The 26151-nt window shown below is 59.1% G+C and carries 22 protein-coding genes and 1 pseudogene; 11 read left to right on the forward strand and 12 right to left on the reverse strand.

All coding sequences use genetic code 11. From position 1 onward, the window contains the following. Positions 1–41 precede the first annotated feature (41 nt). The 8 genes from KUF59_RS08380 to KUF59_RS08415 all read left to right on the forward strand — a co-directional run bounded on the left by KUF59_RS08380 (position 42) and on the right by KUF59_RS08415 (position 8043). Entirely contained in the window at positions 42–1139 is a 1098-nt protein-coding gene (locus KUF59_RS08380; protein ID WP_258769240.1) for a nickel-dependent hydrogenase large subunit, read from the forward strand. After that, positions 1132–1473 (forward strand): hydrogenase maturation nickel metallochaperone HypA, encoded by a 342-nt coding sequence (hypA, locus tag KUF59_RS08385; RefSeq protein ID WP_258769241.1) that lies wholly within the window; start codon positions 1132–1134, stop codon positions 1471–1473. The genes KUF59_RS08380 and hypA overlap by 8 nt, the downstream gene beginning before the upstream one ends. Next, positions 1473–2378, forward strand: a complete 906-nt coding sequence (gene hypB / locus KUF59_RS08390; RefSeq protein WP_258769242.1) for a hydrogenase nickel incorporation protein HypB — start codon at positions 1473–1475, stop codon at positions 2376–2378. The genes hypA and hypB overlap by 1 nt, the downstream gene beginning before the upstream one ends. Beyond that, positions 2375–4636, forward strand: coding sequence for a carbamoyltransferase HypF (gene hypF, locus KUF59_RS08395; protein WP_258769243.1), 2262 nt, complete (start codon positions 2375–2377; stop codon positions 4634–4636). Before hypB ends, hypF begins: the two co-directional genes overlap by 4 nt. Further along, a complete protein-coding gene (locus KUF59_RS08400) occupies positions 4636–4854 on the forward strand; it encodes a HypC/HybG/HupF family hydrogenase formation chaperone (protein ID WP_258769244.1) in 219 nt (72 codons plus the stop codon). Before hypF ends, KUF59_RS08400 begins: the two co-directional genes overlap by 1 nt. Positions 4855–4868: 14 nt before the next feature. After that, complete coding sequence (hypD, locus tag KUF59_RS08405; protein ID WP_258769245.1) at positions 4869–6011, forward strand: hydrogenase formation protein HypD; 1143 nt, start codon at positions 4869–4871, stop codon at positions 6009–6011. After that, positions 6008–7048 (forward strand): hydrogenase expression/formation protein HypE, encoded by a 1041-nt coding sequence (gene hypE, locus KUF59_RS08410; RefSeq protein WP_258769246.1) that lies wholly within the window; start codon positions 6008–6010, stop codon positions 7046–7048. The genes hypD and hypE overlap by 4 nt, the downstream gene beginning before the upstream one ends. 698 nt (positions 7049–7746) lie before the next feature. Continuing rightward, positions 7747–8043, forward strand: coding sequence for a DUF3551 domain-containing protein (locus tag KUF59_RS08415; protein WP_258769247.1), 297 nt, complete (start codon positions 7747–7749; stop codon positions 8041–8043). Between the two features lie 196 nt (positions 8044–8239). On the opposite strand, the pseudogene KUF59_RS08420 reads toward KUF59_RS08415, so the two are convergent. Continuing rightward, positions 8240–8759: pseudogene (locus KUF59_RS08420) on the reverse strand (transposase family protein); the annotation flags it as partial. Positions 8760–8900: 141 nt separating this feature from the next. On the opposite strand from KUF59_RS08420, the gene KUF59_RS08425 reads away from it, so the two are divergent. From KUF59_RS08425 to KUF59_RS08435, 3 genes are all read left to right on the forward strand, one after another. Continuing rightward, a complete protein-coding gene (locus tag KUF59_RS08425; protein WP_258769248.1) occupies positions 8901–9734 on the forward strand; it encodes a type II toxin-antitoxin system HipA family toxin in 834 nt (277 codons plus the stop codon). 1127 nt (positions 9735–10861) lie between these two features. Then, positions 10862–12652, forward strand: a complete 1791-nt coding sequence (locus KUF59_RS08430) for a peptide ABC transporter substrate-binding protein (RefSeq protein WP_258769249.1) — start codon at positions 10862–10864, stop codon at positions 12650–12652. A gap of 930 nt (positions 12653–13582) precedes the next feature. Further along, positions 13583–13750, forward strand: coding sequence for a hypothetical protein (locus tag KUF59_RS08435; RefSeq protein ID WP_258769250.1), 168 nt, complete (start codon positions 13583–13585; stop codon positions 13748–13750). Positions 13751–14193: 443 nt separating this feature from the next. On the opposite strand, the gene KUF59_RS08440 is transcribed toward KUF59_RS08435, so the two are convergent. From KUF59_RS08440 to KUF59_RS08490, 11 genes are all read right to left on the reverse strand, one after another. Beyond that, positions 14194–14847, reverse strand: coding sequence for a methylenetetrahydrofolate reductase (locus KUF59_RS08440; RefSeq protein ID WP_258769251.1), 654 nt, complete (start codon positions 14845–14847; stop codon positions 14194–14196). A gap of 357 nt (positions 14848–15204) precedes the next feature. Further along, on the reverse strand, positions 15205–16425 hold the full coding sequence (locus KUF59_RS08445; protein WP_258769252.1) for a hypothetical protein: 1221 nt from the start codon (positions 16423–16425) through the stop codon (positions 15205–15207). Positions 16426–16771: 346 nt separating this feature from the next. After that, a complete protein-coding gene (locus tag KUF59_RS08450; protein WP_258769253.1) occupies positions 16772–17419 on the reverse strand; it encodes an LbetaH domain-containing protein in 648 nt (215 codons plus the stop codon). A 140-nt stretch (positions 17420–17559) separates the two neighbouring features. Then, on the reverse strand, positions 17560–18249 hold the full coding sequence (locus tag KUF59_RS08455; RefSeq protein ID WP_258769254.1) for an ABC transporter ATP-binding protein: 690 nt from the start codon (positions 18247–18249) through the stop codon (positions 17560–17562). Next, a complete protein-coding gene (locus tag KUF59_RS08460) occupies positions 18236–18982 on the reverse strand; it encodes an ATP-binding cassette domain-containing protein (protein WP_258769255.1) in 747 nt (248 codons plus the stop codon). Before KUF59_RS08460 ends, KUF59_RS08455 begins: the two co-directional genes overlap by 14 nt. Then, the gene (locus KUF59_RS08465; protein ID WP_258769256.1) at positions 18979–19995 is read right to left on the reverse strand and encodes a branched-chain amino acid ABC transporter permease; all 1017 of its coding nucleotides are present in this window, start codon (positions 19993–19995) and stop codon (positions 18979–18981) included. Before KUF59_RS08465 ends, KUF59_RS08460 begins: the two co-directional genes overlap by 4 nt. A gap of 4 nt (positions 19996–19999) precedes the next feature. Continuing rightward, on the reverse strand, positions 20000–20863 hold the full coding sequence (locus tag KUF59_RS08470; protein ID WP_258769257.1) for a branched-chain amino acid ABC transporter permease: 864 nt from the start codon (positions 20861–20863) through the stop codon (positions 20000–20002). Positions 20864–20948: 85 nt separating this feature from the next. Next, positions 20949–22184 carry an urea ABC transporter substrate-binding protein gene (locus KUF59_RS08475; RefSeq protein ID WP_258769258.1) on the reverse strand — a complete coding sequence of 412 codons (1236 nt, stop codon included), beginning with the start codon at positions 22182–22184 and terminating at the stop codon, positions 20949–20951. A 117-nt stretch (positions 22185–22301) separates the two neighbouring features. Next, entirely contained in the window at positions 22302–23537 is a 1236-nt protein-coding gene (locus KUF59_RS08480) for an ABC transporter substrate-binding protein (RefSeq protein ID WP_258769259.1), read from the reverse strand. 129 nt (positions 23538–23666) lie between these two features. Beyond that, positions 23667–24497, reverse strand: a complete 831-nt coding sequence (locus tag KUF59_RS08485; protein ID WP_258769260.1) for a phosphodiesterase — start codon at positions 24495–24497, stop codon at positions 23667–23669. Positions 24498–24518: 21 nt separating this feature from the next. Beyond that, positions 24519–25691: a cobalamin-independent methionine synthase II family protein gene (locus tag KUF59_RS08490; RefSeq protein ID WP_258769261.1), complete on the reverse strand. Its 1173-nt coding sequence runs from the start codon at positions 25689–25691 to the stop codon at positions 24519–24521. Positions 25692–26151 lie beyond the last annotated feature (460 nt).

Raw genomic sequence — 26151 nt, forward strand, 5'->3', positions numbered from 1 at the left:
GACCGTAACTTCCTGCGCGGTGTACTGACGGAGTAGCGCGGATGAGCCTGGCCCTCCGCAACGAGATCGACATCACGGTGTGGCTCGCGGGGGGCTCGATCGCCGACGTTGCGATCCTGCCGCGCAGCCGGCCGCCCGTCATGCGCCTGTTTGCGGGCAGGCCGGCATCGTCAGTGCTCTCAGCGCTGCCTCGGCTGTTCTCGCTTTGCCTGGTCGCGCAGCAGGTGGCCTATCTGTCGGCCGCCGAAGCTGCGCGGGGTGAAGGCGCCACCGTAAAGACGGTGCAACGCCGTGTCACCGCAATCGTTGCAGAACGATTGACTGAATTGGTGCGCGGCCTGTTCGTCGGGCGGCTTGCGCTTGACGGCACCAGCGCTGCGGCCGTGCGCGCGGTGATGCAAGCGGCCACAGTTCTTGGCGGCGTCGCCAGCGAAGGCGATAGGGGGGTAGCAATGCGCGAGGCGGTGTCGCAAATCAGGTCCGCGCTGACCGAGCTCGGGATCTTGCGCGAAATTCAGTCACCGGAACCAGGCCGTGCACCGGCGGCGACGCGTCTTACGAGCTTCGATGGTGGGCCGCTGTCGCTTCCGACTATCGAGCAGTCATTCCTGTCTGCTGCTGATGACCTGGACGTCGTTGGGCGGTTGCTCATCGAGGGCGCGAGCTTTTCCGGCGCGCCCGAACTTCACGGTCGCATTCCGGAGACAGGTGTCTGGGCCCGCAGGGCCGGACGCGAGCAGATTGTGCCGCTGGATTCTGGTCCAGCCGAGCGCCTCAAGGCGCGCGTCGCCGAAGTGGCTCGTCTCTTCGCCTGGCTTGACGGCGCCGAGGGGGATCTCGAAGACGGCGTTATCGCCAGCTATTCCCTCGGTACCCGCAGGGGCGCGGCCGCGGTCGAATGTGCACGCGGCCGACTCTACCATGCGATCGAGCTCGACGACGAGGACCGGATCGTACGCTTTGAATTACTGGCGCCGACCGAATGGAATTTCCACGCTCGTGGGCCGCTGGTCCAGAGCCTCAAGGGCTCGCTGCTCGGCGCCGGCCCGCGCGGACAGGACGCGGTTCGTACCCTCGTCGGGTCGTTTGACCCTTGCGTCGGCTTCAGCCTCAACTTCCACGAGGTCGGCCGTGCATGAGATGGCGCTGTGCGAGGGCATCATTGGAATCGTTGAGGAAGAGGCGCGAAATCGCTCGTTCTCGCGGGTGAAGGCCGTGTGCCTCGAGATCGGCGCGCTCAGTCACGTCGCACCGGAGGCAATCAAATTCTGCTTCGAGGCCGTCGCTGTGCGGACCATCGCGCAGGGCGCAAGGCTCGAGATCATCGCGACGCCGGGGATCGCATGGTGCATGGCTTGTTCGAAAAGCGTCGAGATCAAGCAACGTTACGAACCGTGTCCATCCTGCGGCAGCCATCAATTGCAGGTGACCGGCGGTGAGGAAATGCGCGTGAATAAACTGGAGGTCGCCTGATGTGTACGGTCTGCGGTTGCAACGACGCCAAGACGTCTATCGAGTACGTTCGTGATGAACATCACGAGCATGACCACGATAGCCGTCATCACCATCATGCACACCAGCATGATCATCCTCACCATCACCACGAGGCCGGATTCCACGATCATGTGCACGACGATGCGGGGCTTCTCGATTGCAGCGCCAAGGCCGCGGGCCAGCAGATCGCGGGCATGAGCAGCGACCGTATCATCCAAGTTGAGCGCGACATTCTCGGCAAGAACGACCGCCTCGCCGCCGAAAACCGTGCCCGCTTCCGCGCCGACGACGTACTTGCTTTCAACCTTGTCTCGAGCCCCGGCGCCGGCAAGACTTCGCTGCTGGTCCGCGCCGTGTCCGAGTTGAAGCACAGCTTTCTAATCGGCGTGATCGAAGGTGATCAGCAGACCTCCCACGATGCAGAGCGCATTCGCGCCACTGGCGTGCCGGCCATCCAGGTCAACACCGGAAAGGGCTGTCACCTCGATGCCGCCATGGTCGGTGAGGCCTATGAGCGGCTGCGCCCGCTTAACGGCGGCATTCTCTTCATCGAGAACGTCGGCAACCTTGTTTGTCCCGCGGCGTTCGATCTCGGTGAAGCCTGCAAGATCGTGGTGCTCTCGACCACGGAGGGCGAGGACAAGCCGCTGAAATACCCGGATATGTTCGCCTCCTCTTCGTTGATGCTGATCAATAAGATCGATCTCGCGCCGGTGCTCGATTTCGATCTCCCCAGAACCATCGAATATGCGCGGCGTGTCAACCCAAGAATTGAGGTGCTAACAGTGTCGGCGCGCACCGGTGAAGGGTTTCCGGCCTTTTATGTTTGGATCCGCAGGCAGGCGGCCAAGGTAGGGCCGACCGCGGCGGCTGCGGCGGAATGACGATGGTCGGCGAAGCCACAGTGCGCGATGGACAACGGCTGCGCCTGCATGTGCGCGGCGCCGTGCAGGGCGTCGGCTTTCGTCCCTATGTCTATGGTCTGGCCAGGCGCTATCGCCTCGGCGGCTTCGTAGCCAATGATCCGCATGGCGTCGTCATCGAGGTCGAGGGCGCGCGCACATCAGATTTCGTGACCGCGCTACCGCTCGAAAAGCCGCCGCTGGCGCGGATCGACGAGATTTCGGTGCAGCCGATCAGCGCGGCGGCGAGCGAGGAGTTCTGCATTCGCGCCAGCGAGCAGGGCAGGGTGTCGACGCGGATCGTCGCCGACGCCGCAACCTGCCCGGAGTGCCTGGGCGAGCTGTTTGATCCGGCCAGCCGCTTCCATCTCTATCCCTTCATCAACTGCACCCATTGCGGTCCACGCTACACCATCACCGAGCAGCTGCCATATGACCGTGCGGCCACCGCAATGAAGCGCTTTGTCATGTGTGAAGCCTGTGCCGCGGATTATGCCGATCCCAACAGCCGCCGCTTCCACGCCGAGGCGATTGCCTGCCCGCAATGCGGCCCGAGGCTTAGCCACGCCGTCGCGGAGATCGCGGCCGCAATTGCCGTGGGCAAGATCGTCGCGATCAAGGGTCTGGGCGGCTATCAGCTGATCTGTGATGCACGCGACGACGAGACCGTAAAGCGCCTGCGGAAGCGCAAGCAGCGCGATCAAAAGCCCTTCGCCGTCATGGTCGGCTCAATAGACTTGGTTGCCGAGATCGCCTCTGCCGATGCTGCCGAGCTGGCGTTGCTCCAGACGCAACAGCGGCCGATCGTGCTGATGACGTCGCGTCATCGTCTCGCGCCTGCGATCGCGCCGGAGCTGTCGCGGGTCGGGGTTATGCTGTCGGTTATGCCATTGCACCATTTGATTTTCGATGCCCTGAATTCGGGCCATCCGCGGGACGGCAATAGCTGGACGATCGTCACAACCAGCGCCAATCTCAGCGGCGAACCGCTGCTGACCGACAACGACCAGGCGACGCGGCGCCTCGCCGGCATCGCCGATCTCATCGTCACCCATGACCGCGACATTGTCATTCGTGCGGACGATTCCGTCGTATCGGTCGTGGCGGGGCGCACGCAGTTCATTCGCCGCGCCCGCGGTTATGTTCCAGAGCCCGTGCGCCTCGTGCGATCCGTGCCGTCGATCCTTGCGGTCGGCGGTACCCTGAAATCGACCGTAACAGCGACGCGCGGCGACGAGGCCTTTGTCTCCCAACACATCGGCGATCTCGATACTGCGGAGGGGGTCCGCTTCTTAGAAGAAGCGGTGCATCACCTGCTTTCAACGCTCGATGTCGAGCCGATCGTCGTCGCGCATGACCAGCATCCAAACATCGCTTCGACCCGTTTTGCCGAAGCGAGCGGGAGGAGGTTGCTCGCGATTCAGCATCATCATGCCCATGCAGCGTCCGTGATGGCCGAACATCGCGTCGAAGGGCCTGTGCTGGCTCTGGTGCTCGACGGGTTCGGCTATGGCGGCGACGCCGGCAATTGGGGTGGTGAGTTTCTGCTGTGCGAGCGCGCGCGCTTCCGCCGGCTCGGACATCTCGCGCCACTCAAGATGCCCGGCGGCGACCGCGCCGCGTGCGAGCCGTGGCGGATGGCGGCGAGCGTGCTACACGGCTTGCAGCGCGGCGAGGAGATTCCGCGCCGCTTTGCCGCGCAGCCGCAAGCGACCCATCTGTCCGCCTTGCTGGATCAGCGCGACGTGCCGAAGACGACGAGCGCCGGCCGGCTATTCGATGCGGCGGCAGGACTGCTTCGGCTTTCCGTGGTGCAGAGCTACGAGGGCGAGGCGGCGATGAAGCTGGAAGCGCGTGTTCGCCAGCCCCGCGTTGCCTGGGATGGCTGGGTGATCGAGAACGGCGTGCTCTCACTGTCCACGTTGCTCGAACGGCTAGCGAGCGATGCTCTCGATCCGACCGACGGCGCCGCACTGTTCCACGGCACGTTCTCCGCCGCCTGTGTTGACTGGATCGTTCGCATGGCGCGGGAGACCGGCATCATGACCGTCGTCTTGAGCGGTGGCTGCTTTGTCAATGCGATCCTGAGTGCCCAGATCGAGCGGGGCTGCCTCGCAGCCGGTCTCGCGCCGCTGCTGCCCCGCCAGGTGCCGCCCAATGATGGCGGCCTGAGCCTGGGGCAGGCCTGGATTGCCGCGCTCCAACTCATCGAACCCCAAGGCCTGGAAGGAACCGCCTGATGTGTCTTGCCATACCTGCAGCGGTAACCAAAATCTTGCCTGACGAGATGGCCGTCGTCTCCATCGATGGCGTCAGCAAGGAAATTTCCATCGCCCTGATCGAGGATCTCGCCGTCGGCGACTACGTGATCATTCATGTCGGTTATGCGCTCACCAAGATCGACCCCGAGGAAGCCAGACGCACATTGGATTTGTTGCGCGAGCTCAGCGCCGAGTGACAGGGAGCCGTCCAATGAAATATGTCGATGAGTTTCGCGACAAGGAGATCGCGCTGGGGCTGGCGAAAGCGATCCGCGCCGAGGTCGATCTGGCAAGACCCTATCGCTTCATGGAATTTTGCGGCGGCCATACACACACGGTCTCGCGCTATGGCCTCGAGGACATGCTGCCGAACAACGTGCGGATGATCCACGGCCCCGGCTGCCCGGTCTGCGTGCTGCCGGCCGGGCGTATTGACATGGCGATCCATCTCGCGATGCGACCCGAAGTCATACTGTGCGTCTATGGCGACCTGATGCGTGTGCCGGGTTCCCAGGGCGCCTCGCTGCTCAAGGCAAAGGCGCGCGGCGCGGATGTCCGCATGGTGTATTCCACCATCGATGCGATCCGGATCGCAGAGGAGAACCCCGCGCGCGAGGTCGTGTTCTTCGCCATTGGCTTTGAGACCACCACGCCGCCGACGGCTATCATGATACGTCTGGCCGAAAAGAAGCATCTCTCGAACTTTAGCGTGTTTTGCAACCACGTGCTGACGCCGCCAGCGATGCAGAATATTCTGGAGAGCTCCGATATCCGCAATATCGGCGGCGTCGAGATTGACGGCTTTATCGGGCCAGCCCACGTCTCGGTCATCATTGGCACGACGCCTTACGAGTTTATCGCGGAGGAGTTTGGCAAGCCGATCGTGATCACCGGTTTCGAGCCGCTCGACATGATGCAGGCGATCCTAATGCTTGTCCGGCAAGTCAACGAGCACCGCCACGAAGTAGAGAATCAGTATCGCCGCGCGGTGATCCGCGACGGCAATCTGCGCGCTAAGGAGGAGGTCTCCACCGTTTTCGAGCTGCGAGACCGGTTCGAATGGCGCGGACTCGGTCGAGTGCCCTACGGCGGGCTGAGGCTGAAGCCCGCTTACACCAAATACGACGCGGAGCTGCGCTTCGGCATGCGCGAGCTGTGCGTTGCCGACGATCCGGCCTGTGAATGCGGCGCCATCCTGCGCGGGATAAAGAAACCTGTGGATTGCAAGCTGTTCGGGACGGTCTGCACGCCCGTAACGCCCATGGGATCCTGCATGGTCTCCTCGGAAGGCGCCTGCGCCGCTCATTGGACCTATGGCCGTTTCCGCGATCATCAGCAGAGGCCGGTGTCATGAGGGGTCATCAGTGCAAGCTCGACATCAAGAACGGCTGCATCGACCTCTCTCATGGCTCCGGCGGCCGCGCGATGGCGCAGCTAATTTCGGGACTGTTCCACGAGGCCTTCGGCAATGAATGGCTGGCGCGCGGCAATGATCAGTCGGCCTTCGACGTCGGCGGCGGGCGCATGGTGATGACGACCGATGGCTACGTCGTCTCGCCGCTGTTCTTTCCGGGCGGAAATATCGGTTCGCTGGCCGTGCACGGCACGGTCAACGACATCGCAATGGCAGGGGCGCGGCCGCTTTACCTGTCCGCGAGCTTCATTATCGAGGAGGGGTTTCGTTTCTCCCACCTCAAGATGATCGCCGAGTCCATGGGGGAAGCGGCGCGATCGGCCGGCGTCCACATCATCACTGGCGACACCAAGGTGGTCGAGCGCGGCAAGGCAGACGGCCTGTTCATCTCGACAGCTGGCGTCGGTGTGGTGCCTGACGGGCTCGATCTCTCTGCGGAAAACGCGCGCGTCGGAGACCGCGTGCTGATCTCGGGCACGCTCGGCGATCATGGCATTGCCATCATGTCCAAGCGGCAGAACCTCGCCTTTGAAACCGACGTCATGTCGGATTCGGCGTCGCTGCACGACCTCGTCGTGAAGATGGTTGAGGCGGGAGGCCACGGCATCCGCCTAATGCGCGACCCCACGCGCGGCGGGCTTGCCGCGACCCTGAACGAGATCGCCCAGCAATCCGACCTCGGCTTTCGCTTGCAGGAAGAGGCAATCCCAGTGAAGCCGGACGTGGCGGCGGCCTGCGAGCTCTTGGGGCTCGATCCGCTCCATGTCGCCAATGAAGGTAAGCTGGTTGCGATCGTGTCGCCCGAGGTCGCCGATGCCGTGCTCGCTGCCATGCGGGCGCATCCGCTCGGCTGCGATGCCGCCGAGATCGGCGAGGCAATCGCCGATGACCATCATTTCGTGCAGATGGCGACCAGCTTTGGCGGCGGCTGCATCGTTGACTGGCTGTCGGGCGAGCAACTGCCACGCATCTGCTGAGGCTCAAGCTTGCAAAGATCGGAACGTCGCTGTCACACAGGATCGACTAGGGAAGGTTGGTCCGTGGCCTGGACTCGGCCGCGCGCGGCACGAAAGTATCTTCGTAGCGACCCGTGTCGCCGATATGATTGCAAATGCCACAGTAAGAAGCAGGAGCGTACGCAATCGAAGAAGTTATTCCAGAGGCTGTATGGCAATTGTGAAGAAGCTCATTACCTCCTGCGTTGAATGTATTGACGCGCAAAGACCCGGTGTCTCGCTAGACAGCTACCCGCAAAGCTCTCAAACTTGAGTTTCGTTATTCGCGCCGCAAGGCAGCAAACCGTCGGCAAATCGCGCCGGAAAACTGCACTTCTTCCCGGCAATAGCAGGATTATTGCGACAAATTCGAATAATCATTTGATGTATCAGGCGGTCGACCGGACCAGCCAGGACAGTCACTTTCCCCTCTTGCCGTGCAATCGAGGGCTGTATGATGAATAATCATGACCTTGTTTCCAGCAGCCTGCTGGCGCTAACCGCGACAGGCCTTGCGCTACTCTGCTCGAGCCTGCTAGCCTTTGCCTTCATTTGAAATCAACGTTCGCGCCTTGCTGCTTCACGTTTGGGCCCCCGCAAACGGTCGCTAGCTTGCTAAGATCAACAGAACGCAAATCGGATCCATTAGCTTGTAGGAAATCAAGTCAGACGAGGGTCCCATGCGCCATCATCTCCTGTTTGCTGTTGCGCTCGCAGTCCCCACCTTGGTTTTCGCTCAGGCAGGTTCGATCGCCGCTCCGCAGGATCGTTCGGGATACATTCCCCCGGCTCAACAAGACCTTTACTGCCTGCAAGGGCGTATCTGGGGATACCCAGGTAATTGCCAGTTCTCGAGCTATGGCCAGTGCATGACCACCGCGTCCGGCACAGACGCCTATTGCGGTATTAATCCGGTCTACGCTTTCGAGCGCCGCAGATCGCGATCACCTGATGGCTTCGCGAGGCCAGGATATTAAGGCGAATCCTAGGGTGAGCGTTGAAACCTCGAGGTGCTGATCCAGGAAAGAGAAGAATCGACAAGTGGTCGCAGCGCTCCTCATCGGTCTCGCCGCGGCGTGCCCGAGCGGCAGCGGTTGAGACGCTGAGGTCCACCGGCACAGGTGAGCGCCTTCATGCTCAAGCACGGTCGCACCTGTTCCCGCAAGACTCCCTTGATACGGCTGTGGTAGCCGTTTCGTGCAGTTCGACGTGAGCGAACTTGGAGGTTCGGTCGATCGCCACGAACATGTGGAGCCTACCCTGTTCGGTCCGCACTTGGCGATATCGATGTGGAAGAAACCGATCGGGTTGCTCTTGAACTTCTTCCTTGCCGGTCTGTCGCCTTCGACGTCCGGCAGTCGGCCTAAACCGTGGCGCTGCAGACAGCGGTGCAGTGATGAGCGCGTCAGATCTGGGATGGTCGGCTGCAGCGCATAAAGGCAGTCATCAAGCGGCAATAGCGTGTAGCGCCGGAAGGCAACGATGACTGCCTCCTCTTCGACTGACAGTACCGTTGATCTGGCGTGCTTGGGGCCGGTCGGGAGGTCGGCGACCGAGGTCTGCTTATTCCACTTGGCGACTTCTGGTTGATGCCGCAGCGCTTTGCCAGTGTCCTCAGTTTCGCTTGACTATGCTGTATCGCTCGACGGATCGCCTCTGTCGTCGTGGCGCTCCCATGAAGAACCTGGTCCATAGGCATCCTATGATTCGGTAGACAAGGATGCCCCATCAAAACCTGGGATCGAACATTTAGGACGCCGTCGCCGCCGAAAAGGATCCGTCAGCACCAGCACCACCACCAGCAGGTGCTGACGCTGAACAGGCCGAGGCATTGATGCGTGCGGGCACCTCGATGGGCGGCGCGCGGCCTAAGGCTACTGTCGAGGACGAGGATGCCCTTTGGCTCGCGAAATTCCCGCATCGCGATGATCGCTGGAATAACCCGCGGGTCGAACACGCCATGCTAACCCTTGCTCGCGAGTGCGGGATCTCGTGTGCGGAGAGCCAGATGACCACAATCGGCGACAAGGATGTTGTCCTGATCAAACGGTTCGATCGGAATAGGGCCGAAAAAGGCTACCTCCGCAGCAGGATGGTGAGCGCCTTGACGCTGCTCGATGCGGATGACACACCCGACACTGTCGATAAGCGTCAGAAATGGTCATATCTTCTGCTGGCGGACGAAATACGACGAGCCGAATCCGGAAGTCAGTCGAAGGATCTGCCAGAGTTGTTTCGGCGGGTGTGCTTTAACGCCCTTATCTCCAACACCGACGATCATCCACGTAACCATGCCATCTTGGCAAAGGACCAGGCATGGTCGCTGTCACCGGCATACGACCTCACTCCGAACCCGATGATTGCATTAGAGCGCCGGGACTTGGCGATGGCGTTCGGCAACTGGGGACGATACGCCAACCGGGTCAACTTGCTGTCGCAGTGCGAGCGTTTTCTCTTGTCAAGAGAAGACGCTACGGCAATTGTTGACGGCATGAAAGCGACCATCGGGGAGGCCTGGTATCGAATCTGCAGGCAAGTTGGCGTCAGCGAGCGGGATTGCGAACTGATCCGCAGCGCGTTCGCTTACGAAGGGTTCGGTTACGATTTGGAGGATCCGACGATCGCAACCGATGACGCCGAAGAGCTGCCGACCACCCGTCCTCGCTAAGCAATCGGAAACGCTGGAAGCGCGAATATCGCAGGTCTCATTAGGCGGGCGCCACGAAGCTCCGCTCGATGAGCTCCTCTTGTCTTGAGACAAGGCCTCAAATATTGGCAGGGCCAGAGGTATTTGAAGGTCCGAGTTGCCCGATGATATCTGAGTAGCGGCCGGCTTTTTCGACGCGTCGGACCAACTGCACCGGGATTGGTAGCTTGCTTCTAACGGTTCGAAACGCTTCATAGGTTCGCTTATCGACGTTGGTGACGTCGGCATAGGCGGCCAGCTGCCGAGGTGCGCATCGTTCAGGTCGCTTCCCTTCCACTGCTTGCCCTCCGGCCGGAACTGCCCGATTCCGGCTTGAACCACTCGCGCCAGCAGTCGACGTTCGGAAATCGCAAGCGCGAAAAGCAACTTCTTCAATTCAAACATTCTCCGTGCCCGATACTGGAGGCGCGACTACGCCTTCTTCTTAAACTTGCGATCAAACGCTTGTTCAACCCGTAATGCACGAAACGGAGCGCGGCCGGTAACTCAGCCTGGCGTCGCTTGCAGGGCATAACCGGTTTAATCGGCTGCCGCCCGACCGACCTCAGTGCAGCGAAGCAGTTGCGTGGCGTGCTTGCGATGAAATCCGGTGATGACGATGAGCTCAGCGAAAATCCGCGCTTCTGCGCACGGTTCGACGATCTGTAGCTCTCGCTGACAGTCGCCGTTAGCTCCTTGCGCGTCGCCTGCTCAATCGCCCCGTCGTCGCCCCGACCGCCCGTTTCGCACGAGGAGTAAATTATTCGAGGCAAGGACGCGCTATTCAGGAACATTTCTGGCGAGGTAATGCGGGAAGCAACCCCTTGAATCGCACGTAGCGTTAAATTGTACAGTCTCAACTGGGTGAGGGGCCTGACCACGCAAAAGCTCTCCAATGACTAACAAGGATTGCGAGTGTCTCAACTCTTAGACTCACGCCGCACGGATCTCGTCAGTTGCGAAAAGCAGGGCGGTTTTTGGGCGGCTCCGCCCGTTGGACAGCGTCAACAGACTACTAGCGTTTGATGAACGAAAATAGGAGCAAGACGCCCCGCATGTCGAGCCTCGAACCAATTGGACGGAGCATAGCTTGAACACGGAGGCCGTCGATGTTTGACGCAGCACTACGTGGCTTGATCGATAACGTAAAGAGCGGATCTATGGATCGCCGAGCCTTCGTCCAGCGCATGATATGCTTCGGTATCACCCCGCCGATGGCAACGCAGATCCTCGCCATCGGTGGCGTAGCCACAGCCGAGGCCCCATCAACCTACAAACCAACCAAACGCGGCGGTGGTGGACCGCTGAAGATGTTGTGGTGGCAAGGACCAACCCTGCTCAACCCCCACCTTGGAACGAGCATGAAGGACCAGGATGGCTCGCGCCTCTTCTATGAACCGCTCGCCTGTTGGGATCCGGATGGCAACCTCCAACCCGTTCTTGCCGCGGAGATACCCTCGATCCAGAACGGAGGGCTCGCGCCCGACGGCAAGTCAGCGACATGGAAGCTTAAGCCCGCGGTCAAATGGCACGATGGCAAGCCCTTTACCGCGGACGATGTAGTTTTCAACTGGGAGTACGCCAAAGATCCTGACACGGCAGCCGCAACCATAGCAACATACCGCAACACAACGGTTGAACGGATTGATGATCTCACCGTCCGTATCCTCTTCAGTAAGCCGACTCCCTTCTGGGCCGACGCATTTGTCGGAACTCCCGGCGCCATCATTCCAAAACACTTGTTCGCCGATTATCGGGGCAACAAATCCCGCAATGCGCCGAACAATTTGTCGCCGGTGGGCACGGGCCCTTACAAATTCATCGAGTTCAAGCCCGGCGACCTCGTCCGCGGCGAGATCAATCCCGAATACCACATGACTGGCCGACCCCATTTCGACACAATCGAGATGAAGGGCGGAGGCGATGCCGTTTCGGCGGCACGCGCGGTGATCCAGACCGGCGAATATGACTTCGGTTGGAATATTCAAGTCGAAGACGACGTTCTGTTGCATATTGAAAAAGGTGGCAAGGGCAGGAGCATCCATGCGGTCGGCGCGGATGTTGAGTTCATCGCGTTGAACTTCACCGACCCTAAGACCGAGGCCGACCAAGAACGCTCCTCATTAAAGACCAAACACCCGCTGTTGTCGGATCCCGCGGTCCGCAAGGCGCTTGCGCTGCTCGTTGATCGGGAGACGATCAAGAAGGCCATTTACGGCCGCGCCGGCCGCACCACCGCTAATTTTCTTAATGGCCCCGAGCAGTTCGTTTCTAAGAATACCTCGTGGGAGTTCGGTATCGAAAAGGCTGCCAAGCTGCTTGACGATGCCGGGTGGAAACCCGGCCCGGACGGCGTTCGCGAGAAGGACGGAAGGAAGCTCAAACTGCTTTTCCAGACCTCGACCAACGGACCGCGCCAGAAGACTCAGGCCATCATCAAGCATGCCTGTCAGAAGGCAGCCATCGACGTGGAGCTCAAATCGGTCGTCGCATCCGTGTTCTTTTCGTCCGATGTTGCAAATCCGGACACTTACACAAAGTTTAATGCAGATATCGAATTGTTAGCGTCCCTAAGCACCCAGCCCGACCCGGAGAGGCGTATGCGTGCCTTTCATTCGCGCTACATTCCCAGCAAGGCGAGCAAGTGGCAGGGATTCAATATTCCGCGCTACGCGAGCCGCGATTATGATGCGGTGATCGATGATGCCGAGGTTGAAATCGATCCGGTTAAGCGCGCAGCCCTCTTCGTCAAGGCCAATGATATCCTCTGGCAGGACACTGTTCTCATCCCCGTGATTCACCGTATGAGGGTCGCCGCGTGCTCGAACACGTTGCGCCCGGTCATCAGTAGCTGGACGACTGACATTGACAATTTACACGATTGGTACCGAGAGGTCTGACTCAACGTCGCACAATCGAATTCAGGTCGCATCTAGAAACGCCTTGTTTGCAGGCTCCGACGTCGGCGCCGACCATTGTTCTTTGTCGATTTCGTCCCTGGTTTGATCGCCGAGTTCGCGTTCAGGGAAAGGTCGAGAAGGCTGATGATGTCGGTTTCCGCTGCTCTCTGCATGGATCGCAACAGATCGATTGCTGGAGGTTCCAGCATGGATCTTCGAGCGGACGGCATGCCCTGAGGCTGAGGTTTTGGCAGCTCGGCCATTTGTCAGCATGAGATGAAGCGGCTGCGTCAGCGCGAGCAAGAGAACAGAAAGCTGAAGCGGATTATCGCCGAAGATCGCGCAAGTACTGGACCCCCATCTAGCCTTCGGTCACTGATGAATCGCCGAATGCGTGTTGTCAATTCATCGACTGCGGTGCTCGCTACGTACGGAGGATTGCCGACGGAATGTCGGATCAGGTGAACGCCAATTTTCTTGCCACAAATCCTTGTTCGCGAAAAATCCCGACCTATTTCGGCTGCGCTAGCACTCGCAGCAAAGGAAGTCCTTTGCGTTTTCCAGACGGGGGCTCGTCAGCTTCTCGACAGCTGGCCCGAGTAGCATGAGAGAGCCGCCTTATTGCTCCTGACGGGGCGGTGGCTCGGGATGATTTTTCAGGCCCGTTCCTCCCAGAGACTGGCCCGGCTGCCGAAAGGTGGCCGGGGCTTTTTGGAGGGGGCGTCATGCCAAGAATTTCGGAGCCGCCGAACGGATTGCGGCCGCGGCGCTGGGTGTGGCGCCTCCGCAGGCCCATTCACGAAGTTGTCGTTGGCGTGAGGCCGTCCAACCGACGGGACGAGTAGCGCTGCAGGGCTTGGTGCCGGGGCGTCGTATTTTCTTTGTGTGCTGCTGGGGACCACTAGCGACCGCGGATGCTTGAAGAGTCCAATGATTCGAAGAAAGTTGACTGAATTTGAGAAGGCTCAAATTGTTGCTCAGCGCAGAGCAGAGCATCTGCGCCAGTTTTGGTTTTGGTCCAACGAAGTCGAAGTGATTGTGGAGGACTACACGGATGACGGAGGCAATCCTCGCGTGACCATCCGCGTAAAGAGTTGACAGAGAGCAACATATGAACCCTCTCGTCCGGCAGGATCCTGTTTCAGACCACGAGCAGTGATTGTTGGGTAGACGATGAGGGCTAAGGGTCGGCACAGGCGCCTGCCCGAACCGCCGGTCGCGTATGGTCGCTGGTGACCGATGCAACGCCCATAGAGACGCAAAGCCGGCGCGGCGGCGCCTGAAATCCTCGCCCGCTGATATGCTGAGGCAGAAAAACATGTAGCCTTGAACGCTGGGATCGAAGCCACGTAGACTGGTGCTAACATCCTCGTTAACCGCCGAAGATGTGTCCTGTCGCTTTGTCAGAGGACGCAATGAGCCGGTCCGGGCAGGAGACAAAACAGATAAACACCGCACCAAGTTGCAGTCTTGTGACGGTTATCTCGCTTCCCGGAAACATGCGTGTGCCGAATTAGAACTATGAGGACGTTGCGGCGCATCTAGGGCGTCGCCTCTTTACGTTTATATTGTCGGATCCACGTAGCTGTCTGCTGAAGTCCGCCGAACCCGAAGAAGTGCGCTCGCAAGGATCGCAATTCAACCGTGCTTTCCATTTGATGCAAGAGTCGATCAATTAGCTCCCGCGGCTCATAACCGACGGCAAGACGGCTTAATCTATGACCTTGAGCGCGCAATGCTTGAGCAGAGTTTGATACGCCACATAAGAGCGCCAAACGCATGACGCTCTTTAGCGTGGTAGGGCCAGCCAAGCCGACGCGAACGTCATCTATTATTCCTCGCATCTGCAAACGACTGATATGGGCTGTTATGTCGTCTGGCTCGAAACAAAACTGGCTCACCACCCACGGCGTCATCCCTTGCCGAGCGGTCAACGAAACCTTTTGATCGAGTTCGCCATCTAGCACATCGGTCGGGATGTGCGGATGGGGCTGCGGATAGGTGGCGAAGCCAATACGTTCAAACCCATAGCGAGCGAATAGGCCCGTCTCAAGCGCCGCTCGACTGGAGGGAAACGGTCCGACGACGCGCGCAACGTCGCCCGCCAGCAACAATGCTCGATCGACGCCGGCCTCCTGCAGTCGAACCAGCGTCGTCTCGAGCTGATCATGGCTTTCGTATCTACGTGCAACCACGTGAGGTACCGGAACGAAGCCCGATGCCCTGAGCTCTAGCGCTCTTGCAACCAACGTCTCTTGCGGCTCTCCTGATATATTCGCAAGGTATATCTCTGTCCCGGGCGAAAGGACTCGCCTCGCTATCTCAACAGCGCGAGCATCGCCCGGTGTGATTTCGATGGAGTACTGACCGAGCAATTGCTGGCAAGCGTCCCCCTCGTGGCAAGCTTGGGCCCTTGACTCGGTCATGAACTTGTCCTTTTCGGCTGTAACGCGAGCGCACGGCAATCTTCGGCCAGAGGCTCGACGTCACCAGCCGGGTCTTTTAAGGTTGGAAGCGAGCGGAAAGGTCCCGCGCCTCAGCGGGGGACTGAACTATTTTAATGGTTGGTGGTTTCGAGAGATGACGTAGGACTCGTCCCAGAACCAGAGTCCATTATGCTTGCGCAAGATCTCCTTGGTGCATGCCAAGTACCGATCGTCCGTCATTGCCCGGGCCAGTCGATCGTCCTCAATCTGTGCCACGTAGCTGGCGTTATTCCAGGCCGCGAACATTGTTGACGTCCCGATGGACGTGGCGTCCGCGTCAATTTCGTTGGGCAACGTATACATCACGTACTTGAATCTAGACTGCTTATCGGTCAGCGCATTGAAGTTGTACTGGCGTGCCTCATGCCCCATCGCGACCTTCGTTTCGCGCAAGATATCTCGTCGATCGTTTGCGAAGGGCTGTTCCCCTGGCCACACGCTCTGAATGATTTCCAGGCCTGGATCATTGCCGCACGAATGAATGCCGACCAATCGACCTCCCGGAGCAAGTGCGAGCGCTAGTGGCGCAACGACCTTCTTTGCCTTGAACTCCGCCGACGCACGTGCCCGATAGGGCTGAGAGGCGATGACAAGATCGTAGTCCGCCACGATCGCGCTTTGCTTGGGGATGACCTGGTCCAACAGGAACCGGCAGCTCTGCAGATATAGCACCAGAACGACCGGGCGCTCATAGACCGGATTGCCGGATTTCTTGCTTACACTGGCCTTCCAATGTTGAGCTAGAAACGGCTCCAGATCATTGATCTGGCGCTCGTACTCGGCCGCAGTCCGTCCGGTCAGGGCGACTTCATGCCAGACGAGCCTGGATGTCGATGAAGCCGAGCTTGGCGAAAGATATGGGGCTTCGTGATAGTAAAGGTTGGTCAGGACGACGACCATAGCCGGGTGCTCGTGAAACCGGTCAGGTAACTTCTCGAGCGTCAAGCGAATGTCTTCAAGGCTGATCTCCTTCCCAACGACGTAGTATGGCAAATGCTCGTAGCGTTGATGCATTGAACGCAGCACGCGGGCCAGCACCGTCCCGTCACCAACGCCCGCATCAAAGACCCGCACAGCAGGCGGACGTGGATGAATCTGATCGAGTTCGAGCGCTATTCGTTCTGATACAACGCGCTTCTCGCTGCACGTGTTGACAAACATCAGGTACTTTTGCCGATTGTCGTAGAATCGAAAGCTTTTCTCGGGTTCAGCTTCTTTGATCGCTTGAACCTCAGTGTGCGCAAACTCAGTTCGTGCAACGGGTGACACGTCAACCTCTTTCTTCATGATCCTAGCATTTCTTTCGTGACGTCGCTGAACCCTCGATAAGGCACGGCTCAAGGGCGAACCTCCGCACGAGACCATTGAGCGTGATCGACGATTCTTGAACGAGCTCGAGGTCTGCTTTGTGCGTCGGCCTGTAAGCCCCACATTTGTGATAGCTTCCAAAATGGCAGCGCTTGGCTTCCGGAATAAGCGGCTGGAGAAGCGTTCTCATTGCTCTTGCCAAGAGGGGGCGCAAACTTTCCAAACGTTGCTGACGCAATCGGAGCTAAGCGGGTAAGCAATTGCGCAGCGGCAAAAGGGGACCAGCCGAGCCTCTGACAATCAGAAACCACAGCCCTCGAAGCGATCAACGCGAAGAGTTCAACCTGGCAAAATCGCCCCCTTCGTATTTGCTTAGAAACTCGTCAATCGTCAACTTGCGGAAATCTGGCAGCGTCGCCTGCAGGGCTTCATGATCCCAGTCCCACCAGGCCAGCCTGGCGAGCCTCCCGGCGATGTCGTCCGAGAACCGCCGCCTGACGGGGCGGGCCGGATTACCAGCGACGATCGTGTAGGCCGGCACGTCCTTGGTAACGATTGCACCGCCCGCAACCACAGCACCAGTGCCGACGTTGCGGCCGGGAAGTACGATTGCGCCGTGACCTATCCAGACATCGTGGCCGATGTGGACCTGATGCTGCCTCCGCCAATCGAAGAATTCTGCCTCGTCACTCTCGCCGGGAAAATAGGCGCTCGCCCGATGGATGAAATGCGACTGACTCGCGCGGTGCATCGGATGGTAGCCGGGGTTGATGCGCGTCATTGCCGCCATCGAGCAGAACTTTCCTATCGTAGTGTAGGTGATCTGGGAATCGTTTTCGACGTAGGAATAATCGCCCATCGCCACTTCTCGCAAGCTCGTGCGCACCGACCTCGCAGTACGCGCCGAGTTTGGTGCGTGCATCAGAACGCCGAGGTGGACGGTTGGTTGGACTGAGAGGGTTCTTGTGGCCATAGTTGCTCCGCAAGTTGAACGGTGAGCACTGGTCTGAACGGGATGATCACGATTTCGGGACGGATCGAGACTGTCTTGCTGATATCCGGGATGCTGGCGACCTCCAGCATCGTCGGCCGCGGGCCCGCGCCGGCATGACCTCAGTCCGTCTCGAAAACACTATCGGCGAGGAGATCAGTTGGATTCCGCTCTGCCACGATCTGTCCCTTCTGGACGACCAGCGCTCGGCCGACCAGCGAGGCCAAGAAGCTCAGATCCTGATCGGCAATGATCATGGCCGTCTTTTCCGACCGCTGAATCGACAACAGCAATTCGGCGATTTCGTCGGTCACCGAAGGCTGAACTCCCTCTGTCAATTCATCAAGCAGAAGAAGTCGTGGAGAGCGAACCATGGCGCGCGCCAGGGCCAGCAACTGCCGCTCGCCTCCACTCAACGCCCCGCTGGGGCGCGCAAGAAGCTTTTCGAGTCTCGGAAAGAGACACAATATCTCGGCAATCGGCTTTGCGTTGGCGGATCCGGGCATCATGCCCGCAAGCAACAAGTTCTCCTTTACGGTGAGGCCCGGAAAACCCGCTCCGCCTTGCGGCGCGTAGCCGAAGCCGAGACGACTGCGTCGATAGGCAGGCAGAGCTTCGATGGCATCACCGTCCAGCACGATCCGGCCACCTTCCACCGGCAACAGTCCCATGACAGTCTTGAGCAAGGTGGTCTTGCCCATACCGTTGATGCCGATGATCCCCAAGATCTCATGAGCGCCGAGATCGAAGCTTAGGCTGCGCAGTACCTGCGTCTTGCCGTAGCCCGAGATCAACCGTTCACCTTTCAGCATGAGTGGCCTCCTTCTTGCGGCCAAGATAAATGTCGCGAACAATCTCGTTTGCCTCGATCTTGTCCATGGTGTCCTCAACCAGCACCTTTCCCCTGTGTAGGACAGTAACTCGTTGCGCAAGGCGGGCGATGAACTCCAAATCGTGCTCGACGACGATCACGGTAGCGCTTGCGTTGAGAAGTTTGATGATATCAACGGTCTTCAACATCTCCTCGCGCGTCATGCCGGCGGTGGGCTCGTCAAGTAGGGCAATGCGCGGGCTGCTCGCGAGCAGCATGCCGAGCTCGCACCATTGTCGATGCGCGTGCGAGAGGGTCGCTGCCGGCTGGCTGGCCAGACTTTCGTTGAAGCCGATCTCGTCCAGAGTCAGCTCGACGACCCTGTCCAGCTGGCGCTTTGCCAGTCCCCTCCGCAAGCCGGCTAGGCGGATATTCTCGCGCACGTCAAGATTGGCGTAGATGCTGGGAATCTGGTTCTTAATGGCGATCCCAAGCCGAGCAATGCGATGGGTGGCCAGCCCATGCAGATCCCGGCCCTCGAACAGAACCTGGCCGCTGGTCGGCTGGTGTTGATGTGTGAGGCATTTGAAGAGCGTGCTCTTGCCGGCGCCGTTCGGGCCTATGAGGCAGCGGATTTCGCCGGCGGTAATGACGAGGTCGACACCATCAACTGCGGCGAGACCTCCGAACCGCTTAACGAGACCGCGCGTCGCAAGAATGGGGGTCTCGCTCATGCCGATTCCTCCTTCCGTCGCAAGATGCCGAAACGGTTCGGGAACTTCAGGCTCGATAAGCCAAGAAGCATCGGCTGCAGGCCTTGCGGCGCGAGCATGACGAACAGGATGATCGTCGCGCCGAAAATGAGCTCCGTGTTGAAAACCTGGTTTGCGCCGAGCTGGCTGCTCAGGAGCTGAAAGCCGAAGCTTGCCACCACGGGTCCGACAAAGGCCCCGAGTCCGCCGGCGATCACCCACAGAACGAACTGCGAGGCTTGCGGAAGATCAAAGACGTTCGGACTGACGTAGCCCATCACCGCCGTGTAAAGTGCCCCGCCAAGCCCGCCAATGGCAGCACTTACCGCAAAGCCGACGAGCTTGTAGAAGCGGATGTCATAGCCAAGAAGCTCGCTCCGCAACTCGCTTTCGCGGATCGCCGTCATGATCCGACCGGCATCGCTCGAGCGCAGGAACGAGAGCAGAATGTAAGCTCCGGCCAGTGCCAGCAGGCAGATCGAGAAAGTCGCTTCCGTGGACAGAAATGCCTGCGGGTCGCCTGGCATATTAAGTGACGGGACTGCCGTGATCCCATTGAAGCCGCCAAGCGGCACCGGACCGATGTGAAACGAGGGATCGGCGGTTGACGTCATGAAGGAATAGAAGATCAGCGTCACGCACAGCGTGATAACGCCGAGATAGACGTCGCCTAGGCGGCTGAAGAACAGGAAATAGCCGAGGACAAGCGAAAATGCGACCGGCAGTGCGATCCCAATCAACGCGGCAAGTGTGCTGTCGCCGAGATTAAAGACCGCGATTGCATAGGCATAGGCGCCGAGACCGAAAAACACGGAATGCCCGAGGTTCAGGATCCCGAGTGTTCCCCAGACGAAGGCAAGACCGAGTGCCGCGATCGCCATTGCCGAAAAGGCCGATAGATTGACCAGATCGAATGGCTCCAGAATGAATGGCCCGAGAACCGCGAGGAGCACAAGGGCGACTGGGAAAAAGGCATGTTTGACTTTGCGCTTCATGACGCTATCGACCTCCGGTCCACAAGCTGGAGACGCCAGTTGGAAAGAGGCGCAGGATGATCACGGCCAAAAGCAGCAGCGAGGCCTGGCCGACGACCGGCGTTGCGAAATAGGAAAGCATCGCCTCAACCGGCCCGAGTATCGTTGCGGCCGACAGAAGGCCCGCAATCAGGGCTCCACCGCCGCTGATCACCGTGACGAAGGCGCGGGCAACATAGGCCGCCCCCATATGAGGAAGGACACCGGATATCGGCGCAAGCAGCGCTCCGGCCAAGCCACTGATTGCTGCGCCGACGATGAAAGTGACCGCATACACGCGATCACAGTTGATCCCGAGGGTAGCTGACATCTCGGAATTTTGCATCGCGGCCCGCGCGATCAGTCCGTATTTCGTCCAGTGCAAAGCAAGTAGAGAACCCACGACCAGCAGCGCGGTGATTCCAATCAGGAGCAGTTGGTAAGCACCGATGGAGTAGGCGCCAATCGGAATATTGCCCAGCGGTGCGCTCACGCCCATCGTCGTGTTGCCGAAGATGGCGGTCACCGCACCGATCAAAAACAGGCTAAGACCCCAGGTTGCCAACATCGTCGTGACCAGATGACCGTACAGCCGGCGAACGATCAGTCGCTCCGCTACTGCACCGATCAGAGCGACGACCATCGGGGCGACAACCAACATGGAGAGCCAAAGATTGACGCCGGCATGATTGGCGATCACGGTGGCGTATCCGCCGAGCATGATGAATTCGCCATGAGCAAAGTTGATGACGCGCATCATGCCGAAAATGACCGCGAGTCCCAAGCTGATCAGGGCGAGAAGTGCAATGGAATTGACCACCGCGAAACACAACATGACGAAACTGTCCATGAACTATCTCGGCTTGCGAAAATGCAAATAGGAAAATCGGACTGACGGCGCCGCGAAAAGTGCGGCGCCGCCAGCGCTGGCCCACCTAGATCTGCGGCATCAGAAAATCCGTCTGGTTGGGATTGGTGAAGACGTTGCATTTGCCACCATACGTATCCGGCGGAATCTGCTCCTTCTTCTCAATCAGGCTCCAGACGCGGTTCTCGACCTTGATGATGTGAACGTCTTGGGTCGTGTTATGGGTGGGGCCATCCGTGGTCATGACCCCGGCCGGACCTTCCCAGCGGATGCCGCTTTCGAGGGCAGCCAGGACCGCCTCCCGTTCGAAGCTGCCGGCACGCTTGACCGCTTCGGCCCAGAGCATGACACCGCTATAGCCGCCGAACACCTCGCCATTGATATAGGGGTGGTTCTTGCCGGCAACGGCTTCCACCTTGGCCAGAAATTCCTTGTTCTTCGGAGTGTCGAGTTCTTGGAAGTAGTTGTACGCAACGATCAGGCCGTCCGTTTCCTCCGGAGCAAGAACCTCGTGCTCGTTGCCAGCGGCAAACACGATCGAGATAATCGGAATCCTCTTTAGCATCCCGGCCGCTGCCCATTGGCGATAGAACGACATGGCCGGGCCGCCAACGAGGCAGGAATGCACGACGTCCGGCTTAGCGGCCTGTATCTTTGCAATAGCCGCGGTGAAATCCGTGACATCGAGGGGATAGTAATCATCGGCTAACACCTGGCCACCTTCGCGCTTGGCCATCACGTGATTCCAGATCCCGAAATTGCGGGGGGCGTTATAGTCCGACGCAATATAGTAGAGCTTCTTTCCGAGATTCTTGAACGACCATTCGAGCAAAGGAACGACCTGCTGGTTACCGCCCGTGTTGACGCAGAATGTATTCTTCTCGCAAAGTCCGCCTTCGTAGAATGAGCCGTAGACGAAAGGTATCTTGTACTTGCGCAGAACGGGGCGCGTGGCTTCGCGCGCGGCGCCGCTGAGCGCACCTTGTACCATGACGACCCGATCGTTCAGCGCCGCCTTCTGCGCGTATTGCGGGTACTTGTTGATGTCGGACTGGCCATCATAAACCTTTAGCTCGACCTTTTTGCCGAGTAGGCCGCCTGCGCCGTTGATCTCCTCAACGGCGACCTTCATGCACAAATTCGAGGGTACGCCATAAATATCAAGAGGTCCCGACAAATCATGGAGGGATGCAATAGCGATGGTGTCGGATGCGGCCCAGGCGCCTCCGGCAAAAGAGCCGGCGATGGATGCAGCAGAGAGCGCTGCGGAAGTGCCGAGAAACGAGCGACGGGATAGTTTCACTAGAATTCTCCTTGGATTGCTCGAACGAAGAGGCGTGCTCTCCTGCCGAGTGGTGACTAACGAAAAGCAAGCAAATGAGGCTGCGGCGCCGCTTGGAGACGCAGCGCCGCGAGCCACCTACATCTGTGGCATCAAGAATTCCGTCTGATTTGGGTGGGCAAAGACGTCGCACCTGCCGCCATAGCTGTCCGGCTGGATCTGTTCTTTGGTTGCAACCAGGCTCCAGACTCGGTTTTCGACCCTGATGATGCGTACGTCTTGGGTAGTGTGGTGCGTAGGCCCGTCGGTGACCATTTTCCCGCCGGGCCCTTCCCAAGTGATCCCGGTTTCCCAAGCCTTCATCACTGCGTCGCGATCGAAACTGTTCGCGCGCTTGACGGCCTCGGCCCACAACATAACTGTATTGTATCCACCGATCGCCTCGCCATTGATGTAGGCGTGGTTTTGACCCATCGCTTGAGCAAAACGCGCCAGAAAGGCTCTGTTTCGTGGCGTATCGAGCTCCTGGAAATAGTTGTAGGCCGCGTAGATGCCGTTCGTCTCTTCAGGTGCCAAAATCTCGTGCTCTTGCCCACCACCGAAAATGATCGAGACGATGGGAATCTTCTTCAGCATTCCCGCTGCGGCCCATTGACGGTAGAAGGACATTGACGGACCACCAACCAGGCAGGAATGGATGAAATCCGGCTTTGCCGCCTGGATCTTGGCGATTGCCGCAGTGAAATCCGTAACATCGAGGGGATAATAGTCGTCCGCAAGCACCTCGCCGTCTTCGCGCTTTGCCATCACGTGATTCCAGGCTCCGAATGTGCGCGGCGCGTTGTAATCGGAGGCGATGTAATAGAGCCTCTTACCAAGAGTTTTGAACGACCACTCGAGCAGCGGAACGACCTGCTGGTTTCCTTCGGTGCTGCAGCAAAATATGTTCGGTTCGCAGGCGCCACCTTCATAGATCGAACCATAGAAATACGGCACCTTGTATTTGCGCAGAACCGGTCGCGTCGCCTCTCGGGCAGCTCCAGTCAAGGCGCCCACCGCCATCACGGCTCGGTCGCGCAACGCCGCCTGCTGCGCGTATTGCGGACCTTTGTTGATGTCCGACTGGCAGTCGTAGGCCTTCAGGACGACTTGCTTGCCGAGTAGCCCGCCCGCCGCGTTTAACTCCTTGACCGCGAATTCCGTGCACATGTTGGACGGTGCGCCATAGACATCGAACGGTCCGGAGAGATCGTACAGTGAGGCAATGGTTACGGTGTCCGAGGCCGGAGAGGCGGAGCCGGCCAGTGAACCAAAAACGGAGGCGGCTGATACCGCGGCGGAAGAACGGAGCAATGTGCGACGTGACAAATTCATGAGTATCCTCCTTTAAGGCTCGCAATAAGAGTCCAACGCGGCGAGCAACTGCGGCGCCGGGGATAGACGACGAACGGGCAGGCGTGATGATCGTTGGCGGCAAGCGAATCCCCGCGGGCGGGATCAGGACTATCTTCGTCGCGCCATTGGAACGACTTGACGCTCGACGGGCAGGTCGGGCTCGTACAGGTACTTTGCGCTTGTATCGAGAAAGTCGTGGGTGTGGATCACCACCGCGTCCGAGTTCAGGAACGCGATCGCATAGGCTGGCGGCTCCATGCTGCAGGGAATCCCTCGCTCGTGACTGAAATCGAGCCACAATTGATGATTGAGCCCCCGCAAGGAGGAAAAGGGAATGTTTTGCCAGCTTCCGGCGATTGGGCGATGCACATGCCCGAAGAACAGATGGCGGATGGAGTGTCCGTCGAGGAGCCGTCCAAATCTTGCAGCATCGTCCAGCATGATGTCGTCAGCCGGTCGGAAGTGAACCGGAAGCGGCGGGTGGTGCATGAAGAGATAGACAGGGCTGCCTTGTGACTCTCCCAGACGCGTGCGCAACCATGCCTGGCGCTGCTCACAGTAAAGGCCGGCGTGGCTGTCGGTTTGCTTTGTATCGAGGAAGAGAAAGCGTCCGGCCGCCGTATCGAGCGCGGATTGAACGAAGCCGAAATCGTCAAGAGGAGCCTCGGGAAACACGCTTCGGAAATTGGCCCGATCGTCATGATTGCCCATCAAGAGCCGCACCGGCATAGGCAGGACCTTTAGCGCCTCGCGCAGGCGAACGTAGGCGCTTTTCTCGCCGTGATGAGCGAGATCACCGGTGATGACGCAGAGCTCCGCATCTGCGTGCTGCCTGGCGATATCGGCCAGGCAGGCGTTCAGGCGCTCACCCGGGTCGTTGTCGAAGAGACGATTGCCAGCTGGGACCAGGTGAAGGTCGGTGATTTGAATGATTTTCATTATTGGAGGCTACTTGCGCTGTCAGGAAGCAACGGCTTCAACGGAGGGCCTGGCGTTCGCGTTCCAGAGCCGGCGAGTCGCAATCTCGGCGCCCTGCACAAGCGACTCGAGCTTGCGCCAGGCGATGTCCGGATCGACAGTGTGGAACGTTGCAAAACTGGCAAAGCCACAGTCGGTGCCAGCGATCACTCGCTCCCGTCCGACCAAATTGGCGTATTGTTCGATGCGCTGGGCGACGACCTCGGGATGTTCAATGTAGTTCGTGCAGGTGTCGATGACACCCGGCACGATAATCTTGTCGTCGGGGAGCCGCGTCTGTTTGAACAGACTCCATTCGTGCGAGTGACGTGGATTTGCCGCCTCCAGCAGAAGTGCCATCGGCCGCGCCTTGATGATGATATCGAAGATCTCGTGGAGATCGATATCGTGATGATGGGGCGATTCGTAATTGCCCCAACATAGATGCAGTCGCATCCGATCGGCGGGAATGTCGCGCAGGGCATGATTAAGGACCTCGACGTGAAGGGCAATTTCCTTGCGAAACTCCGCGACATCCATCGGCTTCGCCCGGAAATGGCGTCCAAGCGCCAGATCAGGGCAGTCGATCTGCAGAAGGATGCCCGATGCAGCGATGGCGTCATATTCCTTCTTCATCGCGTCAGCCAAGGCATAGAGATAGGCCTCCTGCGAGGGATAATATTTGTTCGGCATGTAGTGGGCCATAATCCCCGGCGACGAGGCGTTCATGAATGCCTCCTCAACAGAAACCATATTGAGTGCCGCTTTGAGGTTGGCGATATCCGTCGCCACCGCCGCCTCTCCCTGGTACGCGATAGGTCCCACGCACGCAGGCGTCTTGATATCTAGATCGACCCGCTTTGCGAAATTCGAAAACTCCGCCAGCTCGGACAACGCAAGCGGCTGATCAACGCCCGTCAGACCTGTCATGCGCTCGCGCGCATAGGTCGAATAGGCGTATTTGCTCATCTCGCCATCATCGACAACCGCAAGCCCAATAAGCGATTGCTTTTTTACGATGTCGAGGACCGCTGAACTGACGCTGGTCGCCAGCAACGGATTGCGGTCAGCGTCCAGTTCGCTCTTCTCTTTTGCTAGGAGCATCTCCTCCAATGCAGAGGGCCGCGGCAGACTGCCGACGTGGGTCGTGAGGATACGGTCGGTGCTTATTTTCATTCGCCTCTCCTATTAATTCGTACGAGGTCGGCGGCCGACCCTCCTATCCCCGGTTCGATGGGGAGAGGGTCACCTCGACACGCGCGATCTCGTGGTGCGTGAGCGTTGCGCTCTCGATAGGCCTGACTGACAGTGGTTTGCGGCCTGCTTCCGGAGACGAGGCGTAGCAAGCATAGTTGACGTGGAAATGTCCTGTTATTAGCCCTGCTAATAGTTGAAGTATTGCTTCAATTAAATTGGCTGGCATTCAATCGGCTCATCTATCGCCGCTGCCAATTTTATTCTGCGCGAAAGCCTTAATCCGCGCGCTAAATTATGCCAAATCTTACCGGTCTTGCTGAAAAGCGATCCAGCGAGCAAGTTAAATGGTCGAGATGCACCTGCGAAACGGCGCGCAACTGGCGCAGTCAAAAATCAAGGTTGTGTGTTTCTGTTGCGCAGAGAAAACACTCTCCAAGCG

The sequence above is a fragment of the Bradyrhizobium arachidis genome (assembly GCF_024758505.1).
GTDB lineage: Bacteria > Pseudomonadota > Alphaproteobacteria > Rhizobiales > Xanthobacteraceae > Bradyrhizobium > Bradyrhizobium manausense_C.

What these genes read in the sequence shown, in the direction of transcription:
- KUF59_RS08455 (WP_258769254.1), bottom strand. Translation starts at nt 18,249, where the DNA reads ATGCTGAAAGGTGAACGGTTGATCTCGGGCTACGGCAAGACGCAGGTA.
- KUF59_RS08380 (WP_258769240.1), top strand. Translation starts at nt 42, where the DNA reads ATGAGCCTGGCCCTCCGCAACGAGATCGACATCACGGTGTGGCTCGCG.
- KUF59_RS08465 (WP_258769256.1), bottom strand. Translation starts at nt 19,995, where the DNA reads ATGAAGCGCAAAGTCAAACATGCCTTTTTCCCAGTCGCCCTTGTGCTC.
- KUF59_RS08425 (WP_258769248.1), top strand. Translation starts at nt 8,901, where the DNA reads ATGCGTGCGGGCACCTCGATGGGCGGCGCGCGGCCTAAGGCTACTGTC.
- KUF59_RS08445 (WP_258769252.1), bottom strand. Translation starts at nt 16,425, where the DNA reads ATGAAGAAAGAGGTTGACGTGTCACCCGTTGCACGAACTGAGTTTGCG.
- KUF59_RS08435 (WP_258769250.1), top strand. Translation starts at nt 13,583, where the DNA reads ATGATTCGAAGAAAGTTGACTGAATTTGAGAAGGCTCAAATTGTTGCT.
- KUF59_RS08415 (WP_258769247.1), top strand. Translation starts at nt 7,747, where the DNA reads ATGCGCCATCATCTCCTGTTTGCTGTTGCGCTCGCAGTCCCCACCTTG.
- KUF59_RS08485 (WP_258769260.1), bottom strand. Translation starts at nt 24,497, where the DNA reads ATGAAAATCATTCAAATCACCGACCTTCACCTGGTCCCAGCTGGCAAT.
- KUF59_RS08430 (WP_258769249.1), top strand. Translation starts at nt 10,862, where the DNA reads ATGTTTGACGCAGCACTACGTGGCTTGATCGATAACGTAAAGAGCGGA.
- KUF59_RS08480 (WP_258769259.1), bottom strand. Translation starts at nt 23,537, where the DNA reads ATGAATTTGTCACGTCGCACATTGCTCCGTTCTTCCGCCGCGGTATCA.
- hypD (WP_258769245.1), top strand. Translation starts at nt 4,869, where the DNA reads ATGAAATATGTCGATGAGTTTCGCGACAAGGAGATCGCGCTGGGGCTG.
- KUF59_RS08460 (WP_258769255.1), bottom strand. Translation starts at nt 18,982, where the DNA reads ATGAGCGAGACCCCCATTCTTGCGACGCGCGGTCTCGTTAAGCGGTTC.
- hypE (WP_258769246.1), top strand. Translation starts at nt 6,008, where the DNA reads ATGAGGGGTCATCAGTGCAAGCTCGACATCAAGAACGGCTGCATCGAC.
- KUF59_RS08470 (WP_258769257.1), bottom strand. Translation starts at nt 20,863, where the DNA reads ATGGACAGTTTCGTCATGTTGTGTTTCGCGGTGGTCAATTCCATTGCA.
- KUF59_RS08490 (WP_258769261.1), bottom strand. Translation starts at nt 25,691, where the DNA reads ATGAAAATAAGCACCGACCGTATCCTCACGACCCACGTCGGCAGTCTG.
- KUF59_RS08450 (WP_258769253.1), bottom strand. Translation starts at nt 17,419, where the DNA reads ATGGCCACAAGAACCCTCTCAGTCCAACCAACCGTCCACCTCGGCGTT.
- hypB (WP_258769242.1), top strand. Translation starts at nt 1,473, where the DNA reads ATGTGTACGGTCTGCGGTTGCAACGACGCCAAGACGTCTATCGAGTAC.
- hypF (WP_258769243.1), top strand. Translation starts at nt 2,375, where the DNA reads ATGACGATGGTCGGCGAAGCCACAGTGCGCGATGGACAACGGCTGCGC.
- KUF59_RS08400 (WP_258769244.1), top strand. Translation starts at nt 4,636, where the DNA reads ATGTGTCTTGCCATACCTGCAGCGGTAACCAAAATCTTGCCTGACGAG.